Below are 20,809 nucleotides of genomic sequence, written 5' to 3' on the forward strand. Positions count from 1 at the left end.
TCCCGGTTCCGATCGTGACGGCCGCCGCCCGGGGAAGGGCGGCGGCCGTCACGGAAGATTCGGCGGCGTTGGCCGGCGCCACTCGAGGGTTTATGGCTGCGGACCGAACCAACCGCACTAACCTATCGATGGCAGAAAAGAAATCAAGGCCTGAGCGAGTGAATTCTGCCAATAGCCGGAGTTGTGAGTTTAATCCCGATAACGCGCTGTCATTCGGCCGCAGCTAAGCGTTATTTCGGCCGAGCAAACGGACTATTCGCTCAGCGCCGGCTCGTATGCCGAGTCCGCCATCCAGTGCCGGGTCACGCGCCGTTCCGCCCAGAACGAGAAGAACGGAATCGTGCCGGCCAGCATGACGAGGACCATCCGGCCGAACGGCCACTTGGCCCGGCGCGCGAGATCGAAGGTCAGCACCAGGTAAACCATGTACAGAAAGCCGTGGAACGGACCGACCAACTCGACCACCGTGGGATTGTCGCCGAGGTACTTCAGCGGCATGCCGATCACCACGAGGAGGATGAGGACCACGCCGACGATCCAGGCGATGATCCGGTAGCGGGTGAGGGCTCCCTGCACGGTCGATGTCTCCTTCACGGGGTTCACTGGCACTGGGTTCACTGGGGGATGCGGCCCGGATAGTCGCCGGCCCGGGCTCCCGGGTGAGCGGCCAGCCAGGACAGATAGTCGTTGTAGGCCTCGAGCTCCGGGTCGTCCGAGGACTCCGGGCGGTCGGCGGGGCGGGCCGCGGCCACTCGCACCGGCCGGCCGAGGGCGACCGGGGCGTCGGCGGAGCGCGACGCGGATGCGGGCGCGGGCTCGGCGGGGGTCTCGGGCTCGCCGGCGATGCGCCGGCGGGCGAGCTGGACCTCACGGAACCAGATGAAGACGACGAACCCGCCGAAGACCGGCCACTGGAACATGTAACCCCAGCTGATCGAGTTGCCGTCGGTGGCCCGGCTGAACTGCCACCAGCCCAGTCCGAGGCAGGCGGCGGTCAGCACGAGCGCGGCGACATGCCGGGCCAGCCATGCCGGGGTCCACAGCCCTTTCATGTCCCCGAGCGTACCGGCGCGGGTTTGGCTGCCGCCCGGTCGGGCAACCGTGCTGGCGAGCCGCGCGGGTTTGGCTGCCGCCCGGTCGGGCAACCGTCCTGGCGAGCGACGCTGAAAGAGCGGAGGTGCATGATGACGGACGCGCGTTTCGACGACGGCGCGGCGGTGGTCTTCGACACCGGCATCGACCCGGCAGGTCTGGCCGACGAGGATCTCTTCCGCGAACTCGGCAGCCTCTACCGGACAAGACTGCAGACGCTGCGGCACGGGCCTGACGCGGCCCTGGAAAACCATTTCAAGCGGACCGCGGAACTGGAGACCGAATACATGGCCCGGTACCCCGGACGTGAGGTCGACCCCGGTCGCCTCACCCAGGCCTCCTGAGAGCGTGGAATGACCTCCCTGAGCGACCGGGTGTCCCGCGTCTCGCGGGCGTACGCCCCACACGACCATCGGCCGCTCGCCGGCTACCTCGTCGCCATGGGCGCGTTCGGTGCCCTCGCGGCGAGCCTGGCGGCTGCTGCCCGGGTGACCGGCCGCCCGGTGCCCGAGCGTCCCTCCGCCGCCGACGTGGCGCTGCTGTCGATCGCCACCCACAAGCTCAGCCGGCTGATCGCCAAGGACGCGGTGACCAGCCCGCTGCGTGCCCCGTTCACCCGTTACTCGGAGCCGGCCGGAGCGGCCGAGCTGAACGAGGAGGTGCGTGACGAGGGCAGCTCGGTGCGGCACGGCATCGGCGAGCTGATCACCTGCCCGTTCTGCCTCGCCGTCTGGGTGGCCACCGGGCTGACCGGCGGCCTGGTGCTGGCTCCCCGGCTGACCCGGCTGGCCGCCACCGTTCTCACGGCGACGGCCGTCTCCGACTTCCTGCAGATGGGCTACTCCATCGCCAAGGAGAAGGCCGAGGGTTAGCCGACGGCCCGCAGTGCCTCGGCGGCCTCGTCCTGGGCGTACTCGCCTTCGGGCAGGGCGTCGATGCGGGTCAGGGCGCCGGCCGGCAGGTCCGCCGCGAGGGCCCGGCGCTGCAGGTCGCCGCTGGTCAGGCGCTCCTGGGCGTCGAAGGCGGAGTCGAGGAAAGCGTCCAGTTCACGGATGTCATCGGTCACGCCGACGGAGCTACCCGGGCGGGCTCGCGGCAAACACCGCACGTGTTATCCAGGTCACAATCCCTGCAGGAATCCCGCCGGGGTGCCGACAGTTGTGTACGGATGCCGGTGTGCCCAGTGTCCCCGGGCCTCACCCTTAGCCTGCACGGAATACCAGTTCGGCTGGAGCCGTGTTGAGCCACTCGCCGCGAGGCGACCTGCACACCGGCATCTACTTTCGCGCCGCTCCCTGATCCGTCGGGGAGCGGCGCGGTTGTTTCCGGCCCAGTTGCTCCGGCCCGGTTGTTTCCGAAGCGGTTGTTTCCGGCCCCGGTGGGTCGCTCCGGTGCGTTTCCGCGACGCGACAAGGGGTAGAGATCAATTCATGACTGACGAGCGGACCGGGCGGCGCGCATCCGACCTCCTCCCCGAGGAGACAGCCGGTGGCAGCGACGACCCGAGGGCCCAGGCGGAGGCCATCCTGGCCGACTCCGACGAGCGTCAGGACGATCCCGGAGCGGCACCGGACTCGTTTCTCGAGCGACGTCGTTCGGACGAGACCGTTTATCCGGACGAGGCCCCTCGTTAGGGGCACCGGGCATCCCACCGTGCTTGATCGACGTGGCAGGATCCCTCGCGTGTCCGTCCCGCACCGTCGCGTCCCGGCCGCGCATCGCGGCGCCCGGCTGACCCGGCGCACCCCTGCCGGCATCCCGAGCGAACCGGACGCCGGCCGCCGCACGCCACCGGGCCCCGACGGGCGCCGGACCAGGCGATCCACCCTCTTCAACCAGACCGGCCCGCATGCGGTCGAGCTCGCCGGACTGCTGCACGAGCTGAGCGTCCGGTTGCTCTCCGCGGACCGGCTCACCCAGGCTCTGGACCGGCTCGCCGCCTTCGGCGTCTCCGCACTGCCGGGCGTGGTGCGCTGCTCGGTCACGCTCATCAGTGAGGGCGGGCCGCTCACCAGCGCGGCCGCCGGCTCGGTGGGGAAGACCTTCGACCATCTTCAGTACGCCGAGAGCTCCGGACCCGGACTCGAAGCAGCACGAACCCGTTCGCTGGTGACCTCGGGTGACCTGCCCGGCGACGAGCGCTGGCCGCACCTCAGCGCGGCGGCACTGGCCGACGGGCTCGCCGCGGTGGTCGCGATCCCGCTGGACGTACGGCGTACCGCGGTGGGCGCGATCAGCCTCCACCTCGATCGAGCCGGTGAACCCGACCCGGAGCTGCTTGTCACCGCCATGGCGGTGGCGGGGCAGGCCGAGGTGCTGCTCGGGGAGCTGCACCGGCGCGACGCGCTGGCCGAGGGCGCCGAGGTGGACCGGGCGGTCGGCGTGATCATCGCCCAGCGGGGGTGCGGTGTGCAGGAGGCCTATGCGGTCCTGCAGGAGAGCGCCCAGCGTCTCGGGCTGGACCGGCGCACCGTGGCCGAGCGGCTGATCAAGGCCGCCGCCCGCAACGCCGGCTGACCACCTCCAGAATCAAAGCAACGCTCACGGCCAGCCGGTGGGGCCAGCTGGGCGTGAGCGTGGGTTTGGGGGCCGGGAGGGACCCCTCACGGCCAGCCGGTGGGGCCAGCTGGGCGTGAGCGTGGGTTTGGAGGCCGGGAGGGACCCCTCACGGCCAGCCGGTGGGGCCAGCTGGCGTGAGCGTGGGTTCGTGGGCCGGGTCAGGTGGTGGGTTTGTCGACGTGCTGGATTACCTCGAATTCGAGGAGGCTGGCGCCGGCGGCTACCGGGCGGCTGCGTTCGCCGGCGTGTGCCTCCTTGGCGCTGCCGTTGGACCAGGCCTGGAACGCTTCCTCGGACTCCCAGCGGGTGTAGACGAAGTAGCGGTTCTCGCCGGCGACCGGGCGCAGCAGTTCGAAAGCGAGAAAGCCGGGGGAGTTCTCGACGGCGCCCTGCCGGGCGGCGAAGCGCTTCTCCAGCTCAGGGCCGGCGCCTTCGGGAACCTCGATCGCGTTGATCTTCACAACAGCCATGCGGTCACGCTACTGCGCGGGGCTGAGAGCGGGTTAAGGACGCGGGGGTACGGGAGTGTGCTTTAGCCCGTACCCCCAAGGTTTTTTCAACCGTCAGTGGCTGCCGGAACCGGCCCGCCGCCCGGACCCGGCACTCCCGCGCTCTTCTGCGCCTGCAAGGCGTCCTCGGCGCGCGCCTGCTGCGCCGACCGCTGCGCCAGCGGAAGCTCCGGAAGGAAGAAGACGACGATCAGGCCGATCAGCATCACGGCGAAGGCGAGCAGGTAGACGACGTGCACGCTCTCCGAGAAACCGACCTTGAACGGGTGCGCGATGACGTCCGAGAGCCGGCCCAGGAACGACGTGTCGGTCAGCGCGTCACCGCTGGTGGCCTGCTTGAGGAGCTCCTGCTGGGCGGGATCGGCCTGCAACGCCGCCTGGAACTCCGGTGTCTGCTGAGCGGTGGTGAACTCGTCGCGGATGTTGCCGGGCAGGACGTTGAACAGCACCGAGAGGAAGACAGCGGTGCCCAGCGTGCCGCCCATCGAGCGGAAGAACGTGACGGCGCCGGTGGCCGTGCCGATCTCGCGGGGTGACACCGCGTTCTGCACTGCGGTGATCATCGGCTGCATGTTGCTGCCCAGGCCGAGGCCCATCATCACCATGACCAGCATGGTCCGCCAGAGCGGGGTGTCTGCCCCGACCAGCGAGAAGAGGAAGAGCGCGACGACCATCAGGACGCTGCCGACGATCGGGAAGATCCGGTAGCGGCCGGTGCGGGAGATCAGCTGGCCGGAGATGATCGAGCCGGACATGATGCCGACCACGAACGGGATCATCTGCAGGCCGGCCATGGTGGCCGAGGAGCCCTTCACGATCTGGAGGTAGAGCGGGACGGTCATCAGGCCGCCGAACATCGCCATGCCGAGGATCGTGCTGGAGGCCGCGCCGACGGCGACCGTACGGTTGCCGAACAGCCGCAGCGGCAGCAGCGCCTCGTTCTTGTAGGCGCGTTCGGCGAGGATGAACCCGATCAGCCCGATCACGCCGATCACGTAGCAGGCGATCGACTTGCCGGAATCCCAGCCCCACTCCCGGCCCTGCTCGGCGACGGTGAGCAGCGGCACGAGGGTCACGATCAGGGTGAGCGCGCCGGGCCAGTCGATGCGGTGGTCGACCCGGTGGTGCGGCAGGTGCAGCACCTTGGCGACCACGGCCATCGCGGCGAGGCCGATCGGCACGTTCAGGTAGAAGACCCAGCGCCAGCCGTCCACCCCGAGGATCTTGTCGGCACCGGCGAAGAAGCCGCCCATGATCGGGCCGAGCACGCTCGCGGTGCCGAAGACGGCCAGGAAGAAGCCCTGGTACTTGGCGCGCTCGCGGGGCGGGACGATGTCACCGATGATCGCGAGGGCCAGCGACATCAGACCGCCGGCGCCGATGCCCTGCACGGCCCGGAACGCGGCGAGCTGCCACATGTTCTCGGAGAGGCCGCAGAGGAACGAACCGACGATGAAGATGCCGATGGCGAAGAGGAAGAACGGGCGCCGGCCGTAGATGTCGGAGAGCTTGCCGTACAGCGGGGTGGAGATCGTCGAGGTGATCAGGAACGCCGTGGTCGCCCAGGCCTGCATGTCGAAGCCCTGCAGGTCGTCGGCGATCGTGCGGGTGGCAGTCGCCATGATCGTCTGATCGAGGGCAGCCAGGAACATGCCCATCATCAGGCCGCCGAGGATCGTCAGGATCTGGCGGTGGGTGAATTCCACCGGGTGTTCGGCCGGTGGGCTGGGATTACTCACGGAATCTCCCGTGGGGGTGCGGTGGGATCGGTGCGCAGCAGCGCCTCGATCGAACTGTTGAACTGCTCGAACAGGTCGGAGAAGGACGCGATCCGCTCGGCGGGCCAGTCGGCGAGCGCCTCACCGAGCAGCGCCACCCGAGCCGCGCGGAGCCGCTCGCAGGCGATCTCCCCGGCCTCGGTGACCGCCAGCCGGGAGGCCCGCCCGTCCTCCGGGTCGGCCTCACGACGGGCCAGGCCGGCTTTCACCAACTGTGCCACCTGCCGGCTGATCGTCGACGGGTCCGCCTGCTTGATCTCAGCGAGGTCGGTGACCCGCATCGGACCCATCGCCCGCAGCGGGAGCAGCAGCATCAGCGCGGAGGACTCGGCACCGAGGTCGCCCGCCTTGAGCATGCCCCGGAAGCGGGTGCTCATCCTGATGAACCGCACGATCTCGTCGGCGAGACGGGTGGGGTCCTGCTCTGGCACGTGTCGCCGTCCTCGGTTGTCTTTTAGATGGTTGCACCCTACAACTTGTTGCTTGGTGAACGCATGCGGGTTCACCTCATCCGCCATACGCCCGTGCGGAGGCTCTCGGTCTCCTCGAGCGATGCGGGTACGGGTACGTCGTACTCGGTCACGAGCTCGAAGAGGCGATGCGGGAAATACCCCCGGCCCGGGTCGCCAACCAGCACGGAAGCGCCTTTCCGGCGGGCCGCGCGCATCAGGGCGGTCATCTGCGGCGCGCTCGCCGGGCTGTAGAAGACGTCGCCGGCGAGGACGACCTCGGGGCTTTCGACGTGGTCGTGCAGGGTGAGGCCGTTGGCGGCGGCGTTGCGGTGGGCGGCTGTCACCGCGGCCGGGTCGATGTCGGAGGCCTCGACGGCGGTAGCGCCACACCGTGCCGCGGCGATCGCGGCAATGCCGGAGCCGGTGGCCACGTCCAGCACGCGGCGGCCGGCCACCTCGTGCGGGTTGTCCAGGAGGTAGCGGGCGAGGGCCTGGCCGCCGGCCCAGACGAAGGCCCAGAACGGCGGGGGCCGGTCGCTGTGGAACTCGCCGCCGGTCAGGTCGAAGAGTCCCGCGGAACCGTTGGCCAGGTGCAGGGAGAGTTCGGGAGCCAAGGGGACCGGGAGGAGGGAGGTCGCTGGTTGCACCCGCGGATTGTCCCTCGGGGTCTCAGGCCCCTGAGCCTCAGATCGGGCTGGGCCTCGATCGGCTTCGGCCTCAGATCGGGCTGGGCCTCGATCGGGCTTTGGTCTCAGATCGGCTGGGTGGCTGATGCGGGGAGGGCGACCAGGAGCTTCGCCCGGTACTCGCCGCGGGCCTCGGCTGCCCACGGGGCGTCCTCGCCCTCGAGCAGGGGGCGAGAGGCGAGGAAGGCCGCCGCGGCCAGTGGGCGGGCGGCGCGCTCGGCCGGGCGGCCCGCGGCGGCGGCGATCAGGGCGTCGAAGGTGGCGGCGTCGACGCGGACCCGCTCCGGGACGAGGTGAAGGTGGCCCCGGTGGGTGGCGATGACCGAGTCGCGGCTGCGGACGCCCGGCTCCAGGTGATCACGAAGCAGCCGCAGGTCGTCCTTGACCGTCCCCGGCGGGACATCGAGCAGCTCAGCCAGCTCCACAAGCGACCGCTCGCCGCGCAACGCGAGCAGCGCGAGAAGATGACGCGGGCGCCGGCCACCGAAGTCGTCACCGGAGAGGCTGATACCCCGGGTGCGGACCTCGAGGCGACCGAAGAGCTGGATGTCGAACATGATCGAAAACTGTCCTCTGGGAGGTCTGTACCAGCAAGCCCCAATGCGAGGGGGCCGATAGGCCGAAAGACTGGTGATCACATCCGCTTGGCGGCAACCGTTCGTCGGCCGTACCGGCGGGGTCGGGCCCAGCGGTACAACACGAGCCTGTTGGTAGGTCGGGACCCGCTTCGGGTAATCCTTAGACTGCGCGGAGCCCGCCGGGCGACAGAGGAAGGTGACGTATGGACAGCGACGAGGCGATCCGAGTGCTCGTCGTAGACAGCCACCAGACTTTCGCCGAGCTGCTAGGACACGCGCTGGCCGGGCAACCGGACCTGCGATGTGTGGGGCATGCGCGTAGCGGGGCGGAGGCACTGCGGCTGACGAACGAGCTGGAACCGGACGTCATCGTGCTCGATCCGGAACTGTCCGATGCCGACGGCATCGCCATCGCGGAGCTGATTCGCGTACGACAGCCGGATATTCGTGTGGTGATCCTCACTGCCAGCGAGGAGCAGGCGCTGGTTCGGCGTGCCACGGCTGCCGGTGCGGCCGGGTTCCTGTCCAAGAACGGTGCGCTCGGTGACGTCCTGAACGCGCTGCGCACCGCGCACGGCGGCGGGATGACGGTCTCCACCGACATCCTGGCCCGGCTGCTGCGCAGCACCTCACCGGCCAGCGTGCCCCGCGGCGGCGGTCTCACCGCTCGTGAGGACGAGGTGTTGCAGCTGATGGCGGCGGGTCTGGACGCTCGGGCGGTGGCGCGCCGGCTCGGAATAAGCGTGCACACGTGCCGCGGATATCAGAAGGCAGTCCTCGCGAAACTGGGTGCGCACAGCCAACTCGAGGCGGTCGCGATCGCCACCAGGCGCGGACTGGTTCGTCCTGACCAACGGTAAACCTTCCGGTCACTCATCCGAGAAGCGATTCCATCCGTACTCCATCCGGGGGCTTGGCTTCAGGGGCGTTGGGCAGGGAGGAATCGAGTGGACCGTACCGCTGTCGGCGCGTCGTCCGACCCGGTGGTGGCCGGGGCGAAGGACGAGGCGTCGGCTGATCGCGCTGCGTTGCCCCGCCGCCGGCCACGGGCCGCGGGGCTGGAGGACACGATGGGCGGGGATCAGCCCGTGAACTGGTTCGGGGGTGGAGCGCCGGGGTCGCCGGCGGGTCCCGCTGAGCCGTCGTCTGCTGGTCCTGCTTCGGGGTCTTCCGCTTCGGCGGCTCGGTCTTCGGGGTCTCGGTCTTCGCGGTCTCGGTCCTCGGGATCTCGCTCTTCGGGGTCTTCCGTGCCTGCGTTTTTTGCTTCGGCGGCGTCAGCTTCGGCATCGTCTGCTCCGGCGGCGCCTGAGTTTGGGCCGGCTTCTCCGGCTGGGCCTGGGCGGACATCGTTCGGCTTCAGTGATGGGCCGATCGGGGGTGCGCGGCCGGCGGGTCTGCCGAAGCGTGCGGGGTCGGACTCGGGGAGTTTGCCGATCGTGCGTACCAATGTGTCTGGATCTGAGAGTTCCGACATTTCTGACGAAGGGGCGTTCTCTTCGGGCGGGTCTGCTTCCGGATCTGAGGCGGTTTCGCAGCCCGCTCAGTCTGCCCGGGCGGATTCCTGGACTGATGTGCCTGCCGCGTCCGCGTCCGCTTACTCGGGTGAGGTCTGGAGTGGCTCACAAGCCGCTCAGGGTGGGCAGGGCGGGCCGGCTACTTCGACCGCTTCGGCTACTTCGACCGCTTCGGCTGCTTCGGCTGCTTCGGCCGTTTCGGGGGGTGAGGCGTGGATGCCTGTGCCGTTCGAGCCCGCCTCGCCGCGTGCGATCGGTGTGGACGGCTGGAGTTCGTCGTCGCCCTCCTGGTCGTCTGCCGGTGACGGTGTTCCGGCGGGTTGGTCCAGTGAGGCCCGGGGTAGCCGCGACACCGGCCTCAACGAGCCGTCGGTGTGGAGCGACAGCCCCACCTCGGCGCCGCCGGCCCGGCGTGGACAGTCCCGGTTCGTGACCTTCGGCATGACGCTTCTGGGCGCTGTGGCGCTCGCCGCGATCGCCCTCACCGGGGTGGTCTACTACTCCGGCCCGGACACCGAGATCGGCGAGATGCTCCAGCTCGGCAACGGCGGTCGCGAGGATCAGCGGACGGCGACCGGGCCGCTCGACGGTCGTACCGTTGCGACCTTTGAACTGCTTGCCGCGACCGACCGGGTCAAGCTCAGCATCGCTGACCTCGGCACCGACCTCTACCGGATCAGTGCACCCGAGGGTGCGGGGATTCAGCCCAACACCGCTCTGCGCGACGACCGGCTGCTGCTGGACCTGGCCCGCGAGGAGGCCGGGACCGGCGGGGAGGTCGAGGTGGTGCTCGCCGCGAAGGTGCGCTGGACGTTGCGCTTCTCCGGGTACGCCGCCGAGCGGATCGTCGACCTGAGCGACGGCCGGATCAGCGGGATCGAGCTGGTCGGCGGCACGCGGCGGGCGGAGATGACGCTGGCCGACGCGGTCGGAACGGTGCCCATGAAGATCACCGGGGGGATCGAGGAGCTGGTGCTGCGGGCGCCTGCCGAGAACCCGGTACGGGTGCGGGTCGGCGGTGGCGCGGGAACGGTGACGGCCGGGGCGCGGACACTGCGCGATCTGCCCGCGGGTTCCACGCTGACGCCCAAGGACTGGCAGAAGACGAACCGGTACGACGTGGACGCTGTGTCCGCGATTGCGGTGCTGAAGGTCGAGGAGCGGCGGCCCTGATCGGGTGTGGCCCTGATCTTTGCGTATCTGATCGGTGCGGCCCGTTCAAGAACAGGCCGCACCGATCAGAAACGGTCAATCAGAGGACGCGCAGGCGGACGGTCTGCTCCATCGAGCGGAGCTGGTCGAGGACCACGTCGGGGTAGCCGCGGGCGATGTCGGTGATCAGGTAGCCGTACTCACCGCGGGTGCTGAGCATCTGGCCCTCGACGTTGACACCGTGCTCGGCGAGGATCCGGTTGACGTCGGCGAGCACGCCCGGGGTGTTCTTGTGCATGTGCACGATGCGGTGCATGCCGGGCAGCTCGGGCAGCGTGACGCCGGGCAGGTTCACGCTGAGCGTGGTGTTGCCCTCGGAGACGAACTTGGCAAGCTTGTTCGCCACGAAGCCGCCGATGTCCGACTGCGCCTCCTCGGTCGAACCGCCGATGTGCGGGGTGAGGATGACGTTCGGCAGGCCGCGCAGCTCGGAGAGGAACTCGTCGCCGCGGCCCTTCGGCTCCTTGGGGAAGACGTCGACGGCGGCACCGGCCAGACGCCCGCTCTTCAGGGCGTCACGCAGGGCCAGGTGATCGACGACGATGCCGCGGGACAGGTTGAGGAAGAGGCTGCCGGGACGCATCTTGGCGAACTGCTCGGCGCCGAAGAAGCCGGCGTTGCCGGGACGGCCGTCCACGTGCAGGGTGACGACGTCGCTGGTCTCCAGCAGCTCGTCCAGGCTGGCGCAGCGGTGGGCGTTGCTCAGGGCCAGCTTGTCGGCGGTGTCGTAGAACGAGACCGACATGCCGAGGTTCTCGGCGAGCACGGACAGCTGGGTGCCGATGTTGCCGTAGCCCACGATGCCGAGGCGGCGACCGCGGATCTCGTGCGCGCCGTCGGCCGACTTGTCCCAGACGCCGCTGTGCATCAGCGTGTTCTTCTCGGTCAGCCGGCGCGTCAGCGAGATGATCTCGGCGATGGCCAGCTCGACGACCGAGCGGGTGTTGGAGAACGGCGCGTTGAAGACGGCGACACCACCGGCGGACGCGGCCGGCAGGTTGATCTGGTCGGTGCCGATGCAGAACGCCCCGATGGCGACCAGCTTGTCGGCGGCCTCCAGCACCTTCGCGGTCACCTGCGTCTTGGAGCGGATCCCGAGCAGCTGCACCCCGGAGATGCGCTCGATCAACTCGGCCTCGTCGAGAGCGTTCTTCACGGACTCGACGTGGAAGCCGTCCTCCTCGAGGCGGGAAACCGCGTCGGGGTGGATGCTCTCGAGAAGCAGGACTCGCACCTTGGCCTGGTCGCTCATCATCTTCCGTTCCATGTTTCGGTTGGCCGCCCGGGCCGCCACGCCGAAGCCCAGTTCACAGGGCGTCAAGCCTAGTCCCCCGGCTGGCGGGGCCCGGTGCGGTGTGCTGGAGGTCCCATCTGCCGGTCAAACCCGGTAACTGTTACGGGTGGGCAGCGGGTGTGGTTCAGGCGGGTTTCGGCCTCAGCCGCTGGTTGCGGCCGGCTCGGTGATTACGGCGCTGTTCGATGGCGGCCTTGCTTGGTGATTGCGGCGCTGTTCGTGGCGGCCGGCTTGGTGATAACGGCGTTGTTTGTGGCAGCCGGGCTCGGTGATTGCGGCGTCATTCGTTGGGGCTCGGCTCCGGTGTTGTTGCGGCGGTCAGGGCGGACCGCAGCCAGGGCAGCAGGGCGTCGCCCTGGAAGCGCTGGAACGCGCGCACGGTGGGCAGCCCGGGCGGTGGCGGCTGACGCGACCTGTGCTGGAAGAAGGCGGTGTAGCCGGAGATCACACCCACCGCGTCGTCGTGGTCGACGCCGTCGAGGAGCGGGCCCGGGTCGCCGCCGTGGACGATCACATTGATCGCCAGGAGCACCGAGTCCAGCCAGGCGGGTGCGAGGCAGCCCCACGGCCAGTCGACGATGATCATGCGGCCGTCCGGTCGTACCAGAATGTTGTCTGCCCGAATGTCGGCGTGCGCGAGCGTCTCGCCGCCGGCCAGCGCGGTGAGGCCGCGCTGCGCCGACGCGTGCAGCGCGCCCAGATGTTGCCGCGCCCAGGGATCAAAATCGGTCGGCGGCGCAGCCGCGAGAAGCTCCCAGGCGGCGAAGTCGGCGGCCAGGAGGTCGGTTGCGGCGGGCAGGCCCGGCAGGGGCGCCGGCGTGAGTGCGCGGGCGAGGTCGCGGAGCGTGGTGGCGGCGGCGTCGATCTCTTCCTGCACCCAGGGGGTACGCGGATGCACGCCCTCCACATCCTCCAGGACCAGCACCACCCAGTCGCCGTCGTCGAAGCCACTCAGCACGCGGGGAACCGGGGCCTCGGGCGGGAGACTCGCGGTGATGCGCAGCTCCTGGCGGGCCATGGCCGCCGACTCGATGTTGATGGCGGGTGTCACGGCCTTGACGAAGGCGCGCCGCCCCGACGATGTGCGAACCCGGTCAGCGGTGCCGGGAGAGAAACCGCCGGCCTGGGACTGCGCCTCGACCACCGGCCCGCCGCCGATGATCTCCTCGACCCGGTGCCGGACGTGGACGGGCAGGTCGTCCCACCTGATCCGGGTGCCGCTTGCTGTGACCATGCGGGAGATGGTGGCAGGGTGTGCCGCCCTCGGGAAACGGAATTCCCGGCGTCTGTGGACGGGGCGGAAAGTGTCGTACCGAGGCGGGAGGATGTGGGCATGTCCTTTCTGGAGAGCGGTCGGCCGGGAGCTCGGGCGGGTCCGCCTGCCGGCTAGGCGGGCGGTGTGGGTGGAGCGTGCCGTTTTGGGGTAGTGACCGGCTCGCTGGTCGGTAATTTCGAGGAAGCTTTTTCATACGGCCGGGTGATCCGCCGCGGGTGTCCGCGGTGCGGTGAGCCGGCGGGCGGCGAGGTGGGGCGATGGGGTCGCTGGGGTGGGCTGTCTGTCTCTCCCTGCTCTCGGTCGGCGCCTATGCCACGGCGGCCGTCGCTCAGGAGCGTCTCGCCGAGCACGATCACCGGGGTTTGTCCCGCTGGGCGGTCGCGCTGCTGCTCACCGGAGCCGGTGTGGTGCTGCACGTCCTCGCGCTGAACTTCGGCACGGTCGCGGTGGTGCAGGCGCTGGGCACGTTGACGCTGCTGGTGGCACTGCCGATCGAGGTGATCCGCTATCACACCCCGATCAGCCGGACGGCCTGGCTCCATGCCGGCCTGACCGTGGGCGGGCTGATCGTGATCCTGTCGCTCTCGGTGGAGTCGGAGGATTCCGCGGTGCTCGCCGAGTCGACGGTGCGGACCTTGGCGTGGGTCACCGCCGGTGTGGTCGTCGCCTGTTCCGGGGCTGCCTGGCGGGCTGGTCCGACGGCGAGGGCGATGCTGCTCGCCGGTGCGGCGGGCACCGCTCACGGGATCGGTTCGGTGATGGCCAAGGCGGTGCTCGCGTCGTTCACCACGGGCGGGGCCGGTGCGGTGTCGGTGACGGCGGCGATGCTGGTCGTGGCGTTCGCGGTGGCTGGTTATCTGCTCGGCCAACTGGCCTACCGAGGAGCCGGTCTGGCGGCTCCGCTGGCCACGGTCAGCGTGACGAACCCGCTGGTCGCCGCGTTCGCCGGGGTGGTGCTGTTCGACGAGGGCGTGCGGTTCGGGCCGGTGGGCCTGGCCGCGGCGGGGGTGGCCGCGGTGGTCATGGGCTGGGGCGTCGTGGGGCTGGCGCGGCGGACTGCGGGATCCGGGTCGCGGGGCGAGTCAGGAGGTGCGTCTCCGCTGGAGCGTGCCGAGGCGGAGTGAGGTCGGCGAGTGAGGAGTGTGGGGCCGAGGGGTGAGGTCGGCGGGTGAGGAGTGTGGGGCCGAGGGGTGAGGTCGGCGGGTGAGGAGTGTGTGGAGCAGTAGGGCGAGGGTGATGGCTAGCAGCAGCCGTGACTCCTGGAAGGGCCACCAATCAATTGCGGTCATCGGCAGCAGCATGATCGTCAGGGTGGCGATTCGGAGGGAGGGGGCGAGCGGCAGGAAGGCGGCGAAGACCAGCCAGACCTGATGGTGGGTCCAGGAGACGGGTGAGAGCACCACGCTCGCGGCGCCGGTGATCACGAGTGCGGTGTGCGGGTCGCGAATCTCCGGGAGCCACATATGCGGGTCGCGGATTTTCGGGGGCCACGTTTGCGGGTCGCGGCTCTTTGGGAGCCACATCTGCGGGTGTCGGGTTCGCGCGGTGTGGGCCTGTGGGTTGCGGAGTTTGGTGGTGGACCAGAGGGCGATGGCGGCGATGGTTCCGGCCAGCAGGGTGGCGAGCAGTTCGCGGTGGGGGGCGTCGAGGCGTAGCAAGGCGCCGTTGAGGGACTGGTTGCCGGCCGAGGTGATGAAGCCGAGCCTGGAGACGTCTTGGACCTCGGTGGTCCAGTACCGCCAGGACTCGGCGGGTAGTAGGTAGGCGGCGAGGGTGCCGCTGGCCAGGAACGTTGCGGTGGCGATGCCCGCGGCGCGGCGGCGTCCGGTGAGCCAGAGCATCGGGATGAAGATCAGTGGGGTCAGTTTGACGGCGGCGGCGATGCCGATGAGGACGCCCTGGTGGCGGCTGTGTCGCAGGGCCAGCACGTCTGTCGCCACGAGGAGTGCGAGCAGGATGCTGACCTGGCCGTACTTGAAGTTCGAGGAGACCGGTGCGGAGAGCATCAGGGCCAGGGCGATCAGAGGTGCGGCCCGCCGGTTGAACAGCAGGGCCAGGCCGATTGCGGACAGTGCGGTGCCGGCTGTCCACGCTACGTGCAGGAGCCATGTCGGTAGCCAGGCGAGCGGGAGCATGAGCAGGGCGGCGAACGGTGGGTAGGTGAAGGGCGCGTTGCCGTTGCGGGCGAAGTCGTAGAGGCCGGCGCCGTTGCGGAGGCTGTCGATGGCGCCGGTGTAGACCTGCAGGTCGGTCAGGCGCAGGTGTTCCGGGCGGCTGAGGGCGACGATTCCGGCTACCACCGCGACGAGGATGGCGGGGGCCCAGAGGAGAACAAGTGCAGCGCGTGGCCGCAGAAACAGCGGGTGAGGGGTCATTGTCGGTTCCCTACATAGGGTGGCATGGGGGATTGTTCGCCGCCTTGGGGAGCGGTCAGCGAACTAGATGCGGGTCTTTGGCAGCGAAGTGGTGGACCACGAGCAGGGCGGCGGCGAAGGCCAGGGCGGCGCGGCCTGCCGGGTATGCCAGGAAGCCGAAACCGAAGACCGTCGAGTTGTCGACCACGCGTGGCAGGACCAGTTCGACGGCCGTGGTGGAGCGGGGAAGCCAGCCCGCCAGCGTCAGCACGACCGCTGCTGTCGCGCCGCCGGCCACGATCTGGGGATCGATTCGCTTCCATGTCAACAGGCGGAAGCGCGCGAAGGGGAGTGCGCGGGAGCGCGCAATGGGGAGAGCGTGGGAGCGCGCGAGGGACAGAGCGTGGGAGCGCACGCGGGAGAGTGCGCGGAAGGGACCCGGCGCGGAGGTGCGGAGCATGGCTGCGGTCAGGAAAGCGGTGCAGAGCAGCAGCGGACCGGTGAGGGTGGCGGCGCCGGCCAGCAGGATGTCGGACGCGTGGAACGGCAGGCTGCCGGCGGCGGCTGATCCCGCGGGGAAGTAGGTGCCGAACCCGCCTGTCCCGCCGGGCAGCATGGCCAGCGGAAACCAGGCCGGCGCCGACCCCAGCGGGACCCCCAGCACGAACGCCGCGTGCAGGCACCCCGCCACCGCGGCCGCCTCGACCGCGAGCAGGCCGCCGCCGACCGCGGTGACCGCGGCCGTCCGATGGTGTCCGGTGGCACGCAGGCGGGAGGCTCCCCAGCCGGTCAGTGCCATGGCTGCCGTCCAGGTCACCACCGCGGGAGTGATGTCCCGCCAGCCCATGAACGGCATCACCGCCTTCTCGTTGCCGGCGAGCACGAAGGCGTACGCCGAAAGCCCGGTGAGTAAGGTCGCACGGACCGGGCGGCGGACCGCCCAGCGTGCGCCCGCCAGTGCCATGACCAGCACCGACGCGCCCAACAGGGTGCACATCAGGACCGCCTCGCCGGACCACGGCAGCGCTGTCTCGGCGTGGTGCAGGGCGAGTCGGACGCCGTTGAAGAGGCCCGCCGAGACCAGAACGATCAGCGCGGCCCCGGTGGCGGCCGCAGCGCGTGCCGCCCAGTCGGCACCGGGTGGGGAGGCGGCGGCGAGGCTGCCGGCGAAGGTGAGCATGCGCCGGGGGTTGCCGCGCAGGCTCGCCGACTCGGCGGCCCATTCGGCGCGCAGGGCGTCGCGGAAGTCGGCCGGCCAGCGGCGCGCAGCGATGCTGAGCAGCGCGTCAGCGAGACGCTCGGCGAACCTCGGACCAGCCATATCGCAACTCTACATAGCCCCGGCAAGGTTCGTCAGGGCGCGCGCGGCAGCATCACGGTAACGATCAGGCCGCCCTCGTCGCGGGCGTGGGCGCGGACCTCGCCGCCGTGGGCCCGGGCCACCGCGCGCACGATGGAGAGCCCCAGGCCGGCGCCGGGGGAGTGGAGTCGTTCGGTGCCGTACCTGTGGAACGGCTCGAACAGGCCGGGCACCTCGTAGCGGGGGACGACCGGGCCGGAGTTGGCGACCTGGAGCTCGACCCAGCCGTCCGGGCGGGTACGGGTCGCCACGCTCACCCAGCCGTTCGCCGCGACGTTGTGCCGTACGCCGTTCTCCACCAGATTCTGGACAAGTCGCTCCAGCAGCACCGGGTCGCCGAGAACAGCCGCCTCCCCGGGCTCCGACAACACCTTCACCGTGTCCGAAACGGCCACGTGATCGACGATGTCGGCCAGATCCACGTACGACCGCACCGTCACCTCCCGATCCGAGCGGGCCAGCAGCAGCAACCCGTCGATCAGCCGGCCGTGCCGGTCGTTGATGGCGAGCAGCGTGGTGCCGAGCTGCCGCACCTCGGGCGACGCCGTCTCCGGGGTCAGCGCGACCTCCAGCAGGGTCCGGTTCAGCGTGAGCGGCGTCCGCAGCTCGTGCGAGGCGCTCGCGATGAACCGGCGCTGCCCGTCGAACGAGTGGTCGAGGCGGGCCAGCATCAGGTCGAACGTGTCGGCGAGCTGCTTGATCTCGTCCGCCGGCCCGTTCAGGGCGATCCGCTCGTGCAGCCCCCGGTCGGCGGCGGGCGACTCCGCGATCCGCCGCGCGGTAGCGGTGATCTGGTGCAGCGGTTGCAGCAGCCGGCCGGCGATCAGCCAGCCCAGCGCGATCGCCGCCGCACTGATCACGGCCAGCGCGATCACGCCCTGGGTGAGCATGGAGTTGAGGGTGTCCGCCTGGGTGCCCGCGATGATCTGCTTGACGTCCGCCTCGCCCGCCGTTCCGCGCGGCGGGGGCGCGAGGGTGTTGTCGGTGACGATCGCGCGCATCGTCCCCGGTCCGGCGCGGCCGACCAGCAGGTAGGTCGCGCCGAGCAGCACCAGGCCGGCGATCACGAACAGGCCGCCGTAGACGAGGGTGAGCCGTCCGCGCACGGTGAGTCTCATCGGATCCGGTACCCCACTCCCGGCTCGGTCAGCACCACGGGCGGGTCACCCAGCTTGCGGCGCAGTTTGAGGATCGTCATCCGGACCGCGTGGGTGAACGGGTCGGCGTTCTCGTCCCACGCCTTCTCCAGCAGCGTCTCCGCGGACACCGCGGTGCCGTCGGCGCGCAGCAGCTCGGCGAGCACCGCGAACTCCTTGCGGGACAGCGGCACATATCTCCCGTCGCGGTGCACCTCCCGCCGGTACGGGTCGAGGCTGATCCCGGCCCGCCGCAGCACCGGCGGCGCGGCCGGTCGTGCCCTGCGCCCCAGCGCCGCCACCCGTGCGGACAGCTCCCGGAAGGCGAACGGCTTGGGCAGGTAGTCGTCGGCGCCGAGGGCGAGCCCGGCAACCCGGTCGTCGATCCCGGCGGCCGCGGTCAGCATCAGCACCCGGATGGCGGCCTTGCGCTCGGCGAGCACCTGGCACACCTTGTCGCCGTGCACCACCGGCACGTCGCGGTCTAGGACCACGACGTCGTAGTCGTTGATGTCGATGCGCTCCAGCGCGGATCCGCCGTCGTAGACGACGTCCACCGCGTGCGCCTCGTGCCGCAACCCCTGCGCCACCGCGTCGGCGAGCAGCGGCTCGTCCTCCACCACCAGGATCCGCATGCCTACCATCCTGGCCCGCCACCCTGTCAATTCGCCGTCATCGTTTTCCGTGACGCCCGCGAAACCAGCCCGGCGCTTCACTGCCATCCATGGAGAAGACGACTTGGAGAGCGACCTTCGCGCTCGCTGTGCTGCTAGCGGCGATGGCCGCGGGCTGCGCGAAGACCACCGGGAGCCCGACAGTGGCTTCGGCGGCCAGCGGCGGGCCACGGCCAACGGCGACCCCGTCAGCGCAGACGAGCTTCGACCCGGACGCGCCGATCAAGTACTCGCGGTGCATGCGGGAGAACGGCATGACGTGGTTCCCGGACCCGCAGGACGGCAAGCTGTCGATCACGGTGCCGTCCACAGTCGACAAGGAGAAGTTCGAGGAGGCCTCGGAGGCCTGCCGCCAGTACGCGCCGGACGGCGGGGAGAGGCCGCAGATGGATCCGGCGATGCTCGAGCAGGCCCGGCAGATGTCCAGGTGCATGCGGGAGAACGGGGTGCCGGACTTCCCCGATCCGAACTCGGACGGCAGCCTCGAAATCAACGGTGCCGAACTCGGCACCGGGCCGGGTGATCCGACGTTCGACGCCGCCGAGGAGGCGTGCTCCCAGTACCGGCCGTCCGGCGCGGTCGAGCGTCATGCCGAGGGACCGGGCGTGACCGGGGGCGGGGCATGAGCCGGCGGCGTACGACCGTGGCGGTGGCCGCGGTGCTCACCGCCGGAGCGGCGGCCACGGCGGCGATCGTGGCCGGGATGCCCGAGGCGGAGAGCGGCACCGGATCGACCGGCACCCCGGCGGTAGCGACCACGGACGTCAAAAAGGAGACCCTGGTCGACAGGGAGGACCACGACGGTTCCCTCGGATACGGCGACACCACCGAGATCGTCACCCGGCTGACCGGCACGGTGACCCGGTTGCCCGCCGCCGGTAGGACCCTCGGGCGCGGCCAGGCCCTCTACCGGATCGACAACAAGCCGGTCCTGCTGCTCCTCGGTTCCCTGCCCGCCTACCGGGACCTGTCGCCGGGGGTGGAGGGAGCCGACGTCAAGCAGTTCGAGAAGAACCTCTGGGCGCTCGGCTATCGGGGCTTCACCGTCGACGACGAGTACACCTCCGCGACCGCCGGCGCTGTCGAGGACTGGCAGGACGATGTGGGCCTCTCCGAGACCGGTACGGTCGAACTGGGCCGGATCGTCTACCGCCCCACCGCCGTACGCGTGGATGCGCTCACCGCCGCACCCGGCGCTGCCGTGCAACCCGGCAGCGAGATCCTCACCGTCACCGGCACCGCCCGGGTGGCCACCGTCGAGCTCGACATGGCCGACCAGCGGCTGGCCCGCAAGGGTGCCACGGTCGAGATCACCCTCCCCGACGGCAAGGAGGTCACCGGCACTGTCAGCGGTGCCGAGACGTCCGTCGAGGAGGCCGAGAACCCGGCCGAGGAGGACAAGACCGTCCTCACCGTCACCATCACGTTCAGCAAGGCGCCCGAGGGACTGAACGACGCCTCCGTCACGGCCTCGTTCGCCGCGAGCCGGCGGGAGAACGTGCTCACCGTTCCGGTCAACGCGCTGCTCGCCCTGGCCGAGGGCGGTTACGGGCTGCAGATTGTCGACGGCGCCACCAGCCGTATCGTGGCCGTCGAGACCGGCCTGTTCGCCGGTGGCCGGGTCGAGGTGTCCGGCGGCGGTCTCGCCGAGGGCATGAAGGTCGGTGTGCCGACATGAGCCCGGTGATCGAACTGGCGGGTGTCACCAAGGCCTATCCGGGTGGGGTGACCGCGCTGCGCGACGTCGACCTGACCGTCGAGGCTGGCGAGCTGATCGCGATCGTCGGACCGTCCGGCTCCGGCAAGTCGACGATGCTGCACCTGATCGGCACGCTCGACCGGCCGTCCGCCGGCACCGTACGCATCGACGGTCACGACGTGGCGGCGCTGTCCGACCGGCAGCTCTCCGCGTTACGTGCCCGCCGGATCGGGTTCGTGTTCCAGCAGTTCCATCTGGCTCCGGGGCGGGATGCGGTCGCCAACGTGGCGGACGGATTGCTCTACGCCGGCGTACCCAAGAAAGAGCGTGCGCGGCGCGCTGAGGCCGCCCTGGTCAAAGTCGGTCTTGGTGACCGGCTCGGGCATCTGCCGCACCAACTCTCCGGTGGCGAACGGCAGCGGGTTGCGGTGGCCCGGGCGGTGGCGGGCGACCCGGCCGTGCTGCTCGCCGACGAGCCGACCGGCAACCTGGACTCGGTCGCGGGGCACGGTGTGGTGGAGCTGCTGCGGGAGCTGAACGCGACAGGCACGACGGTCCTGGTGATCACCCACGATCACGAGATCGCCGGCGGTCTGCCGCGGCAGGTGCCGATGCTCGACGGGCAGGTGGTCTGAG

Annotated in this window: 24 protein-coding genes; 10 read left to right on the forward strand and 14 right to left on the reverse strand. The window is 70.3% G+C overall.

What is annotated here, in order from left to right; translation table 11 throughout:
• Positions 1–252: 252 nt before the first annotated feature.
• Together ACFQV6_RS28525 and ACFQV6_RS28530 are read right to left on the reverse strand one after the other, a co-directional pair.
• Positions 253–576 carry a DUF3817 domain-containing protein gene (locus ACFQV6_RS28525; RefSeq protein WP_378030720.1) on the reverse strand — a complete coding sequence of 108 codons (324 nt, stop codon included), beginning with the start codon at positions 574–576 and terminating at the stop codon, positions 253–255.
• A gap of 38 nt (positions 577–614) precedes the next feature.
• Positions 615–1,052, reverse strand: coding sequence for a hypothetical protein (locus tag ACFQV6_RS28530; RefSeq protein WP_378030683.1), 438 nt, complete (start codon positions 1,050–1,052; stop codon positions 615–617).
• A gap of 132 nt (positions 1,053–1,184) precedes the next feature.
• Here ACFQV6_RS28530 and ACFQV6_RS28535 point away from each other — a divergent pair, with 132 nt between their 5' ends.
• Both ACFQV6_RS28535 and ACFQV6_RS28540 read left to right on the forward strand, forming a co-directional pair.
• The gene (locus ACFQV6_RS28535) at positions 1,185–1,436 is read left to right on the forward strand and encodes a DUF6158 family protein (RefSeq protein WP_378030684.1); all 252 of its coding nucleotides are present in this window, start codon (positions 1,185–1,187) and stop codon (positions 1,434–1,436) included.
• A 9-nt stretch (positions 1,437–1,445) separates the two neighbouring features.
• Positions 1,446–1,964, forward strand: a complete 519-nt coding sequence (locus ACFQV6_RS28540) for a DUF1360 domain-containing protein (RefSeq protein WP_378030685.1) — start codon at positions 1,446–1,448, stop codon at positions 1,962–1,964.
• Here the strand turns inward: ACFQV6_RS28540 and ACFQV6_RS28545 are convergent.
• The gene (locus tag ACFQV6_RS28545; RefSeq protein WP_378030686.1) at positions 1,961–2,158 is read right to left on the reverse strand and encodes a hypothetical protein; all 198 of its coding nucleotides are present in this window, start codon (positions 2,156–2,158) and stop codon (positions 1,961–1,963) included. The genes ACFQV6_RS28540 and ACFQV6_RS28545 overlap by 4 nt on opposite strands.
• 364 nt (positions 2,159–2,522) lie before the next feature.
• Here ACFQV6_RS28545 and ACFQV6_RS28550 point away from each other — a divergent pair, with 364 nt between their 5' ends.
• Positions 2,523–2,726, forward strand: coding sequence for a hypothetical protein (locus tag ACFQV6_RS28550; protein WP_378030687.1), 204 nt, complete (start codon positions 2,523–2,525; stop codon positions 2,724–2,726).
• Positions 2,727–2,775: 49 nt separating this feature from the next.
• Positions 2,776–3,609 (forward strand): GAF and ANTAR domain-containing protein, encoded by an 834-nt coding sequence (locus tag ACFQV6_RS28555; RefSeq protein ID WP_378030688.1) that lies wholly within the window; start codon positions 2,776–2,778, stop codon positions 3,607–3,609.
• 200 nt (positions 3,610–3,809) lie between these two features.
• On the opposite strand, the gene ACFQV6_RS28560 is transcribed toward ACFQV6_RS28555, so the two are convergent.
• The 5 genes from ACFQV6_RS28560 to ACFQV6_RS28580 all read right to left on the reverse strand — a co-directional run bounded on the left by ACFQV6_RS28560 (position 3,810) and on the right by ACFQV6_RS28580 (position 7,633).
• Positions 3,810–4,121 (reverse strand): antibiotic biosynthesis monooxygenase family protein, encoded by a 312-nt coding sequence (locus ACFQV6_RS28560; protein ID WP_378030689.1) that lies wholly within the window; start codon positions 4,119–4,121, stop codon positions 3,810–3,812.
• Positions 4,122–4,207: 86 nt separating this feature from the next.
• Positions 4,208–5,899 carry an MDR family MFS transporter gene (locus tag ACFQV6_RS28565; RefSeq protein ID WP_378030690.1) on the reverse strand — a complete coding sequence of 564 codons (1,692 nt, stop codon included), beginning with the start codon at positions 5,897–5,899 and terminating at the stop codon, positions 4,208–4,210.
• The gene (locus tag ACFQV6_RS28570) at positions 5,896–6,369 is read right to left on the reverse strand and encodes a MarR family winged helix-turn-helix transcriptional regulator (protein WP_378030691.1); all 474 of its coding nucleotides are present in this window, start codon (positions 6,367–6,369) and stop codon (positions 5,896–5,898) included. Before ACFQV6_RS28570 ends, ACFQV6_RS28565 begins: the two co-directional genes overlap by 4 nt.
• Before the next feature lie 71 nt (positions 6,370–6,440).
• The gene (locus tag ACFQV6_RS28575; protein WP_378030692.1) at positions 6,441–7,037 is read right to left on the reverse strand and encodes a class I SAM-dependent methyltransferase; all 597 of its coding nucleotides are present in this window, start codon (positions 7,035–7,037) and stop codon (positions 6,441–6,443) included.
• A gap of 104 nt (positions 7,038–7,141) precedes the next feature.
• On the reverse strand, positions 7,142–7,633 hold the full coding sequence (locus ACFQV6_RS28580; protein WP_378030693.1) for a hypothetical protein: 492 nt from the start codon (positions 7,631–7,633) through the stop codon (positions 7,142–7,144).
• A gap of 224 nt (positions 7,634–7,857) precedes the next feature.
• Between ACFQV6_RS28580 and ACFQV6_RS28585 the strand changes: the two genes are divergently transcribed.
• Together ACFQV6_RS28585 and ACFQV6_RS28590 are read left to right on the forward strand one after the other, a co-directional pair.
• A complete protein-coding gene (locus ACFQV6_RS28585) occupies positions 7,858–8,514 on the forward strand; it encodes a response regulator (RefSeq protein ID WP_378030694.1) in 657 nt (218 codons plus the stop codon).
• Positions 8,515–9,384: 870 nt separating this feature from the next.
• Entirely contained in the window at positions 9,385–10,341 is a 957-nt protein-coding gene (locus ACFQV6_RS28590; protein WP_378030695.1) for a hypothetical protein, read from the forward strand.
• Between the two features lie 79 nt (positions 10,342–10,420).
• Here ACFQV6_RS28590 and serA read toward each other — a convergent pair whose 3' ends face one another.
• Positions 10,421–11,647, reverse strand: coding sequence for a phosphoglycerate dehydrogenase (serA, locus tag ACFQV6_RS28595; RefSeq protein WP_378030696.1), 1,227 nt, complete (start codon positions 11,645–11,647; stop codon positions 10,421–10,423).
• Between the two features lie 307 nt (positions 11,648–11,954).
• Positions 11,955–12,908 carry an aminoglycoside phosphotransferase family protein gene (locus tag ACFQV6_RS28600; protein WP_378030697.1) on the reverse strand — a complete coding sequence of 318 codons (954 nt, stop codon included), beginning with the start codon at positions 12,906–12,908 and terminating at the stop codon, positions 11,955–11,957.
• A gap of 299 nt (positions 12,909–13,207) precedes the next feature.
• Here ACFQV6_RS28600 and ACFQV6_RS28605 point away from each other — a divergent pair, with 299 nt between their 5' ends.
• Positions 13,208–14,074: a DMT family transporter gene (locus tag ACFQV6_RS28605; protein ID WP_378030698.1), complete on the forward strand. Its 867-nt coding sequence runs from the start codon at positions 13,208–13,210 to the stop codon at positions 14,072–14,074.
• Here the strand turns inward: ACFQV6_RS28605 and ACFQV6_RS28610 are convergent.
• The 4 genes from ACFQV6_RS28610 to ACFQV6_RS28625 all read right to left on the reverse strand — a co-directional run bounded on the left by ACFQV6_RS28610 (position 14,033) and on the right by ACFQV6_RS28625 (position 18,435).
• A complete protein-coding gene (locus ACFQV6_RS28610; protein WP_378030699.1) occupies positions 14,033–15,250 on the reverse strand; it encodes a glycosyltransferase 87 family protein in 1,218 nt (405 codons plus the stop codon). The two genes, ACFQV6_RS28605 and ACFQV6_RS28610, sit on opposite strands and share 42 nt — an antisense overlap.
• Before the next feature lie 130 nt (positions 15,251–15,380).
• Complete coding sequence (locus ACFQV6_RS28615) at positions 15,381–16,625, reverse strand: hypothetical protein (protein ID WP_378030700.1); 1,245 nt, start codon at positions 16,623–16,625, stop codon at positions 15,381–15,383.
• Positions 16,626–16,657: 32 nt separating this feature from the next.
• Entirely contained in the window at positions 16,658–17,782 is a 1,125-nt protein-coding gene (locus tag ACFQV6_RS28620) for a sensor histidine kinase (protein ID WP_378030701.1), read from the reverse strand.
• Entirely contained in the window at positions 17,779–18,435 is a 657-nt protein-coding gene (locus tag ACFQV6_RS28625) for a response regulator transcription factor (protein ID WP_378030702.1), read from the reverse strand. The genes ACFQV6_RS28620 and ACFQV6_RS28625 overlap by 4 nt, the downstream gene beginning before the upstream one ends.
• An 89-nt stretch (positions 18,436–18,524) precedes the next feature.
• Between ACFQV6_RS28625 and ACFQV6_RS28630 the strand changes: the two genes are divergently transcribed.
• Genes ACFQV6_RS28630 through ACFQV6_RS28640 form a run of 3 tightly spaced genes read left to right on the forward strand, consistent with a single transcriptional unit; the run spans position 18,525 to position 20,808 of the window.
• The gene (locus tag ACFQV6_RS28630; RefSeq protein ID WP_378030703.1) at positions 18,525–19,100 is read left to right on the forward strand and encodes a hypothetical protein; all 576 of its coding nucleotides are present in this window, start codon (positions 18,525–18,527) and stop codon (positions 19,098–19,100) included.
• On the forward strand, positions 19,097–20,152 hold the full coding sequence (locus tag ACFQV6_RS28635) for an efflux RND transporter periplasmic adaptor subunit (protein ID WP_378030704.1): 1,056 nt from the start codon (positions 19,097–19,099) through the stop codon (positions 20,150–20,152). The genes ACFQV6_RS28630 and ACFQV6_RS28635 overlap by 4 nt, the downstream gene beginning before the upstream one ends.
• Positions 20,153–20,157: 5 nt before the next feature.
• Entirely contained in the window at positions 20,158–20,808 is a 651-nt protein-coding gene (locus ACFQV6_RS28640) for an ABC transporter ATP-binding protein (protein WP_378030721.1), read from the forward strand.
• The last annotated feature ends 1 nt before the right edge of the window (position 20,809 follow it).

It is taken from the genome of Actinoplanes sp. GCM10030250 (assembly GCF_042666575.1).
Taxonomy (GTDB): domain Bacteria; phylum Actinomycetota; class Actinomycetes; order Mycobacteriales; family Micromonosporaceae; genus Actinoplanes.

Bases quoted from the DNA above. Each gene is read 5' to 3' on its own strand.
- ACFQV6_RS28590 (WP_378030695.1), top strand. From the start codon at position 9,385: ATGCCTGTGCCGTTCGAGCCCGCCTCGCCGCGTGCGATCGGTGTGGAC.
- ACFQV6_RS28540 (WP_378030685.1), top strand. From the start codon at position 1,446: ATGACCTCCCTGAGCGACCGGGTGTCCCGCGTCTCGCGGGCGTACGCC.
- ACFQV6_RS28635 (WP_378030704.1), top strand. From the start codon at position 19,097: ATGAGCCGGCGGCGTACGACCGTGGCGGTGGCCGCGGTGCTCACCGCC.
- ACFQV6_RS28535 (WP_378030684.1), top strand. From the start codon at position 1,185: ATGACGGACGCGCGTTTCGACGACGGCGCGGCGGTGGTCTTCGACACC.
- serA (WP_378030696.1), bottom strand. From the start codon at position 11,647: ATGGAACGGAAGATGATGAGCGACCAGGCCAAGGTGCGAGTCCTGCTT.
- ACFQV6_RS28625 (WP_378030702.1), bottom strand. From the start codon at position 18,435: ATGCGGATCCTGGTGGTGGAGGACGAGCCGCTGCTCGCCGACGCGGTG.
- ACFQV6_RS28530 (WP_378030683.1), bottom strand. From the start codon at position 1,052: ATGAAAGGGCTGTGGACCCCGGCATGGCTGGCCCGGCATGTCGCCGCG.
- ACFQV6_RS28585 (WP_378030694.1), top strand. From the start codon at position 7,858: ATGGACAGCGACGAGGCGATCCGAGTGCTCGTCGTAGACAGCCACCAG.
- ACFQV6_RS28550 (WP_378030687.1), top strand. From the start codon at position 2,523: ATGACTGACGAGCGGACCGGGCGGCGCGCATCCGACCTCCTCCCCGAG.
- ACFQV6_RS28630 (WP_378030703.1), top strand. From the start codon at position 18,525: ATGGAGAAGACGACTTGGAGAGCGACCTTCGCGCTCGCTGTGCTGCTA.
- ACFQV6_RS28600 (WP_378030697.1), bottom strand. From the start codon at position 12,908: ATGGTCACAGCAAGCGGCACCCGGATCAGGTGGGACGACCTGCCCGTC.
- ACFQV6_RS28580 (WP_378030693.1), bottom strand. From the start codon at position 7,633: ATGTTCGACATCCAGCTCTTCGGTCGCCTCGAGGTCCGCACCCGGGGT.
- ACFQV6_RS28615 (WP_378030700.1), bottom strand. From the start codon at position 16,625: ATGGCTGGTCCGAGGTTCGCCGAGCGTCTCGCTGACGCGCTGCTCAGC.
- ACFQV6_RS28560 (WP_378030689.1), bottom strand. From the start codon at position 4,121: ATGGCTGTTGTGAAGATCAACGCGATCGAGGTTCCCGAAGGCGCCGGC.
- ACFQV6_RS28605 (WP_378030698.1), top strand. From the start codon at position 13,208: ATGGGGTCGCTGGGGTGGGCTGTCTGTCTCTCCCTGCTCTCGGTCGGC.
- ACFQV6_RS28620 (WP_378030701.1), bottom strand. From the start codon at position 17,782: ATGAGACTCACCGTGCGCGGACGGCTCACCCTCGTCTACGGCGGCCTG.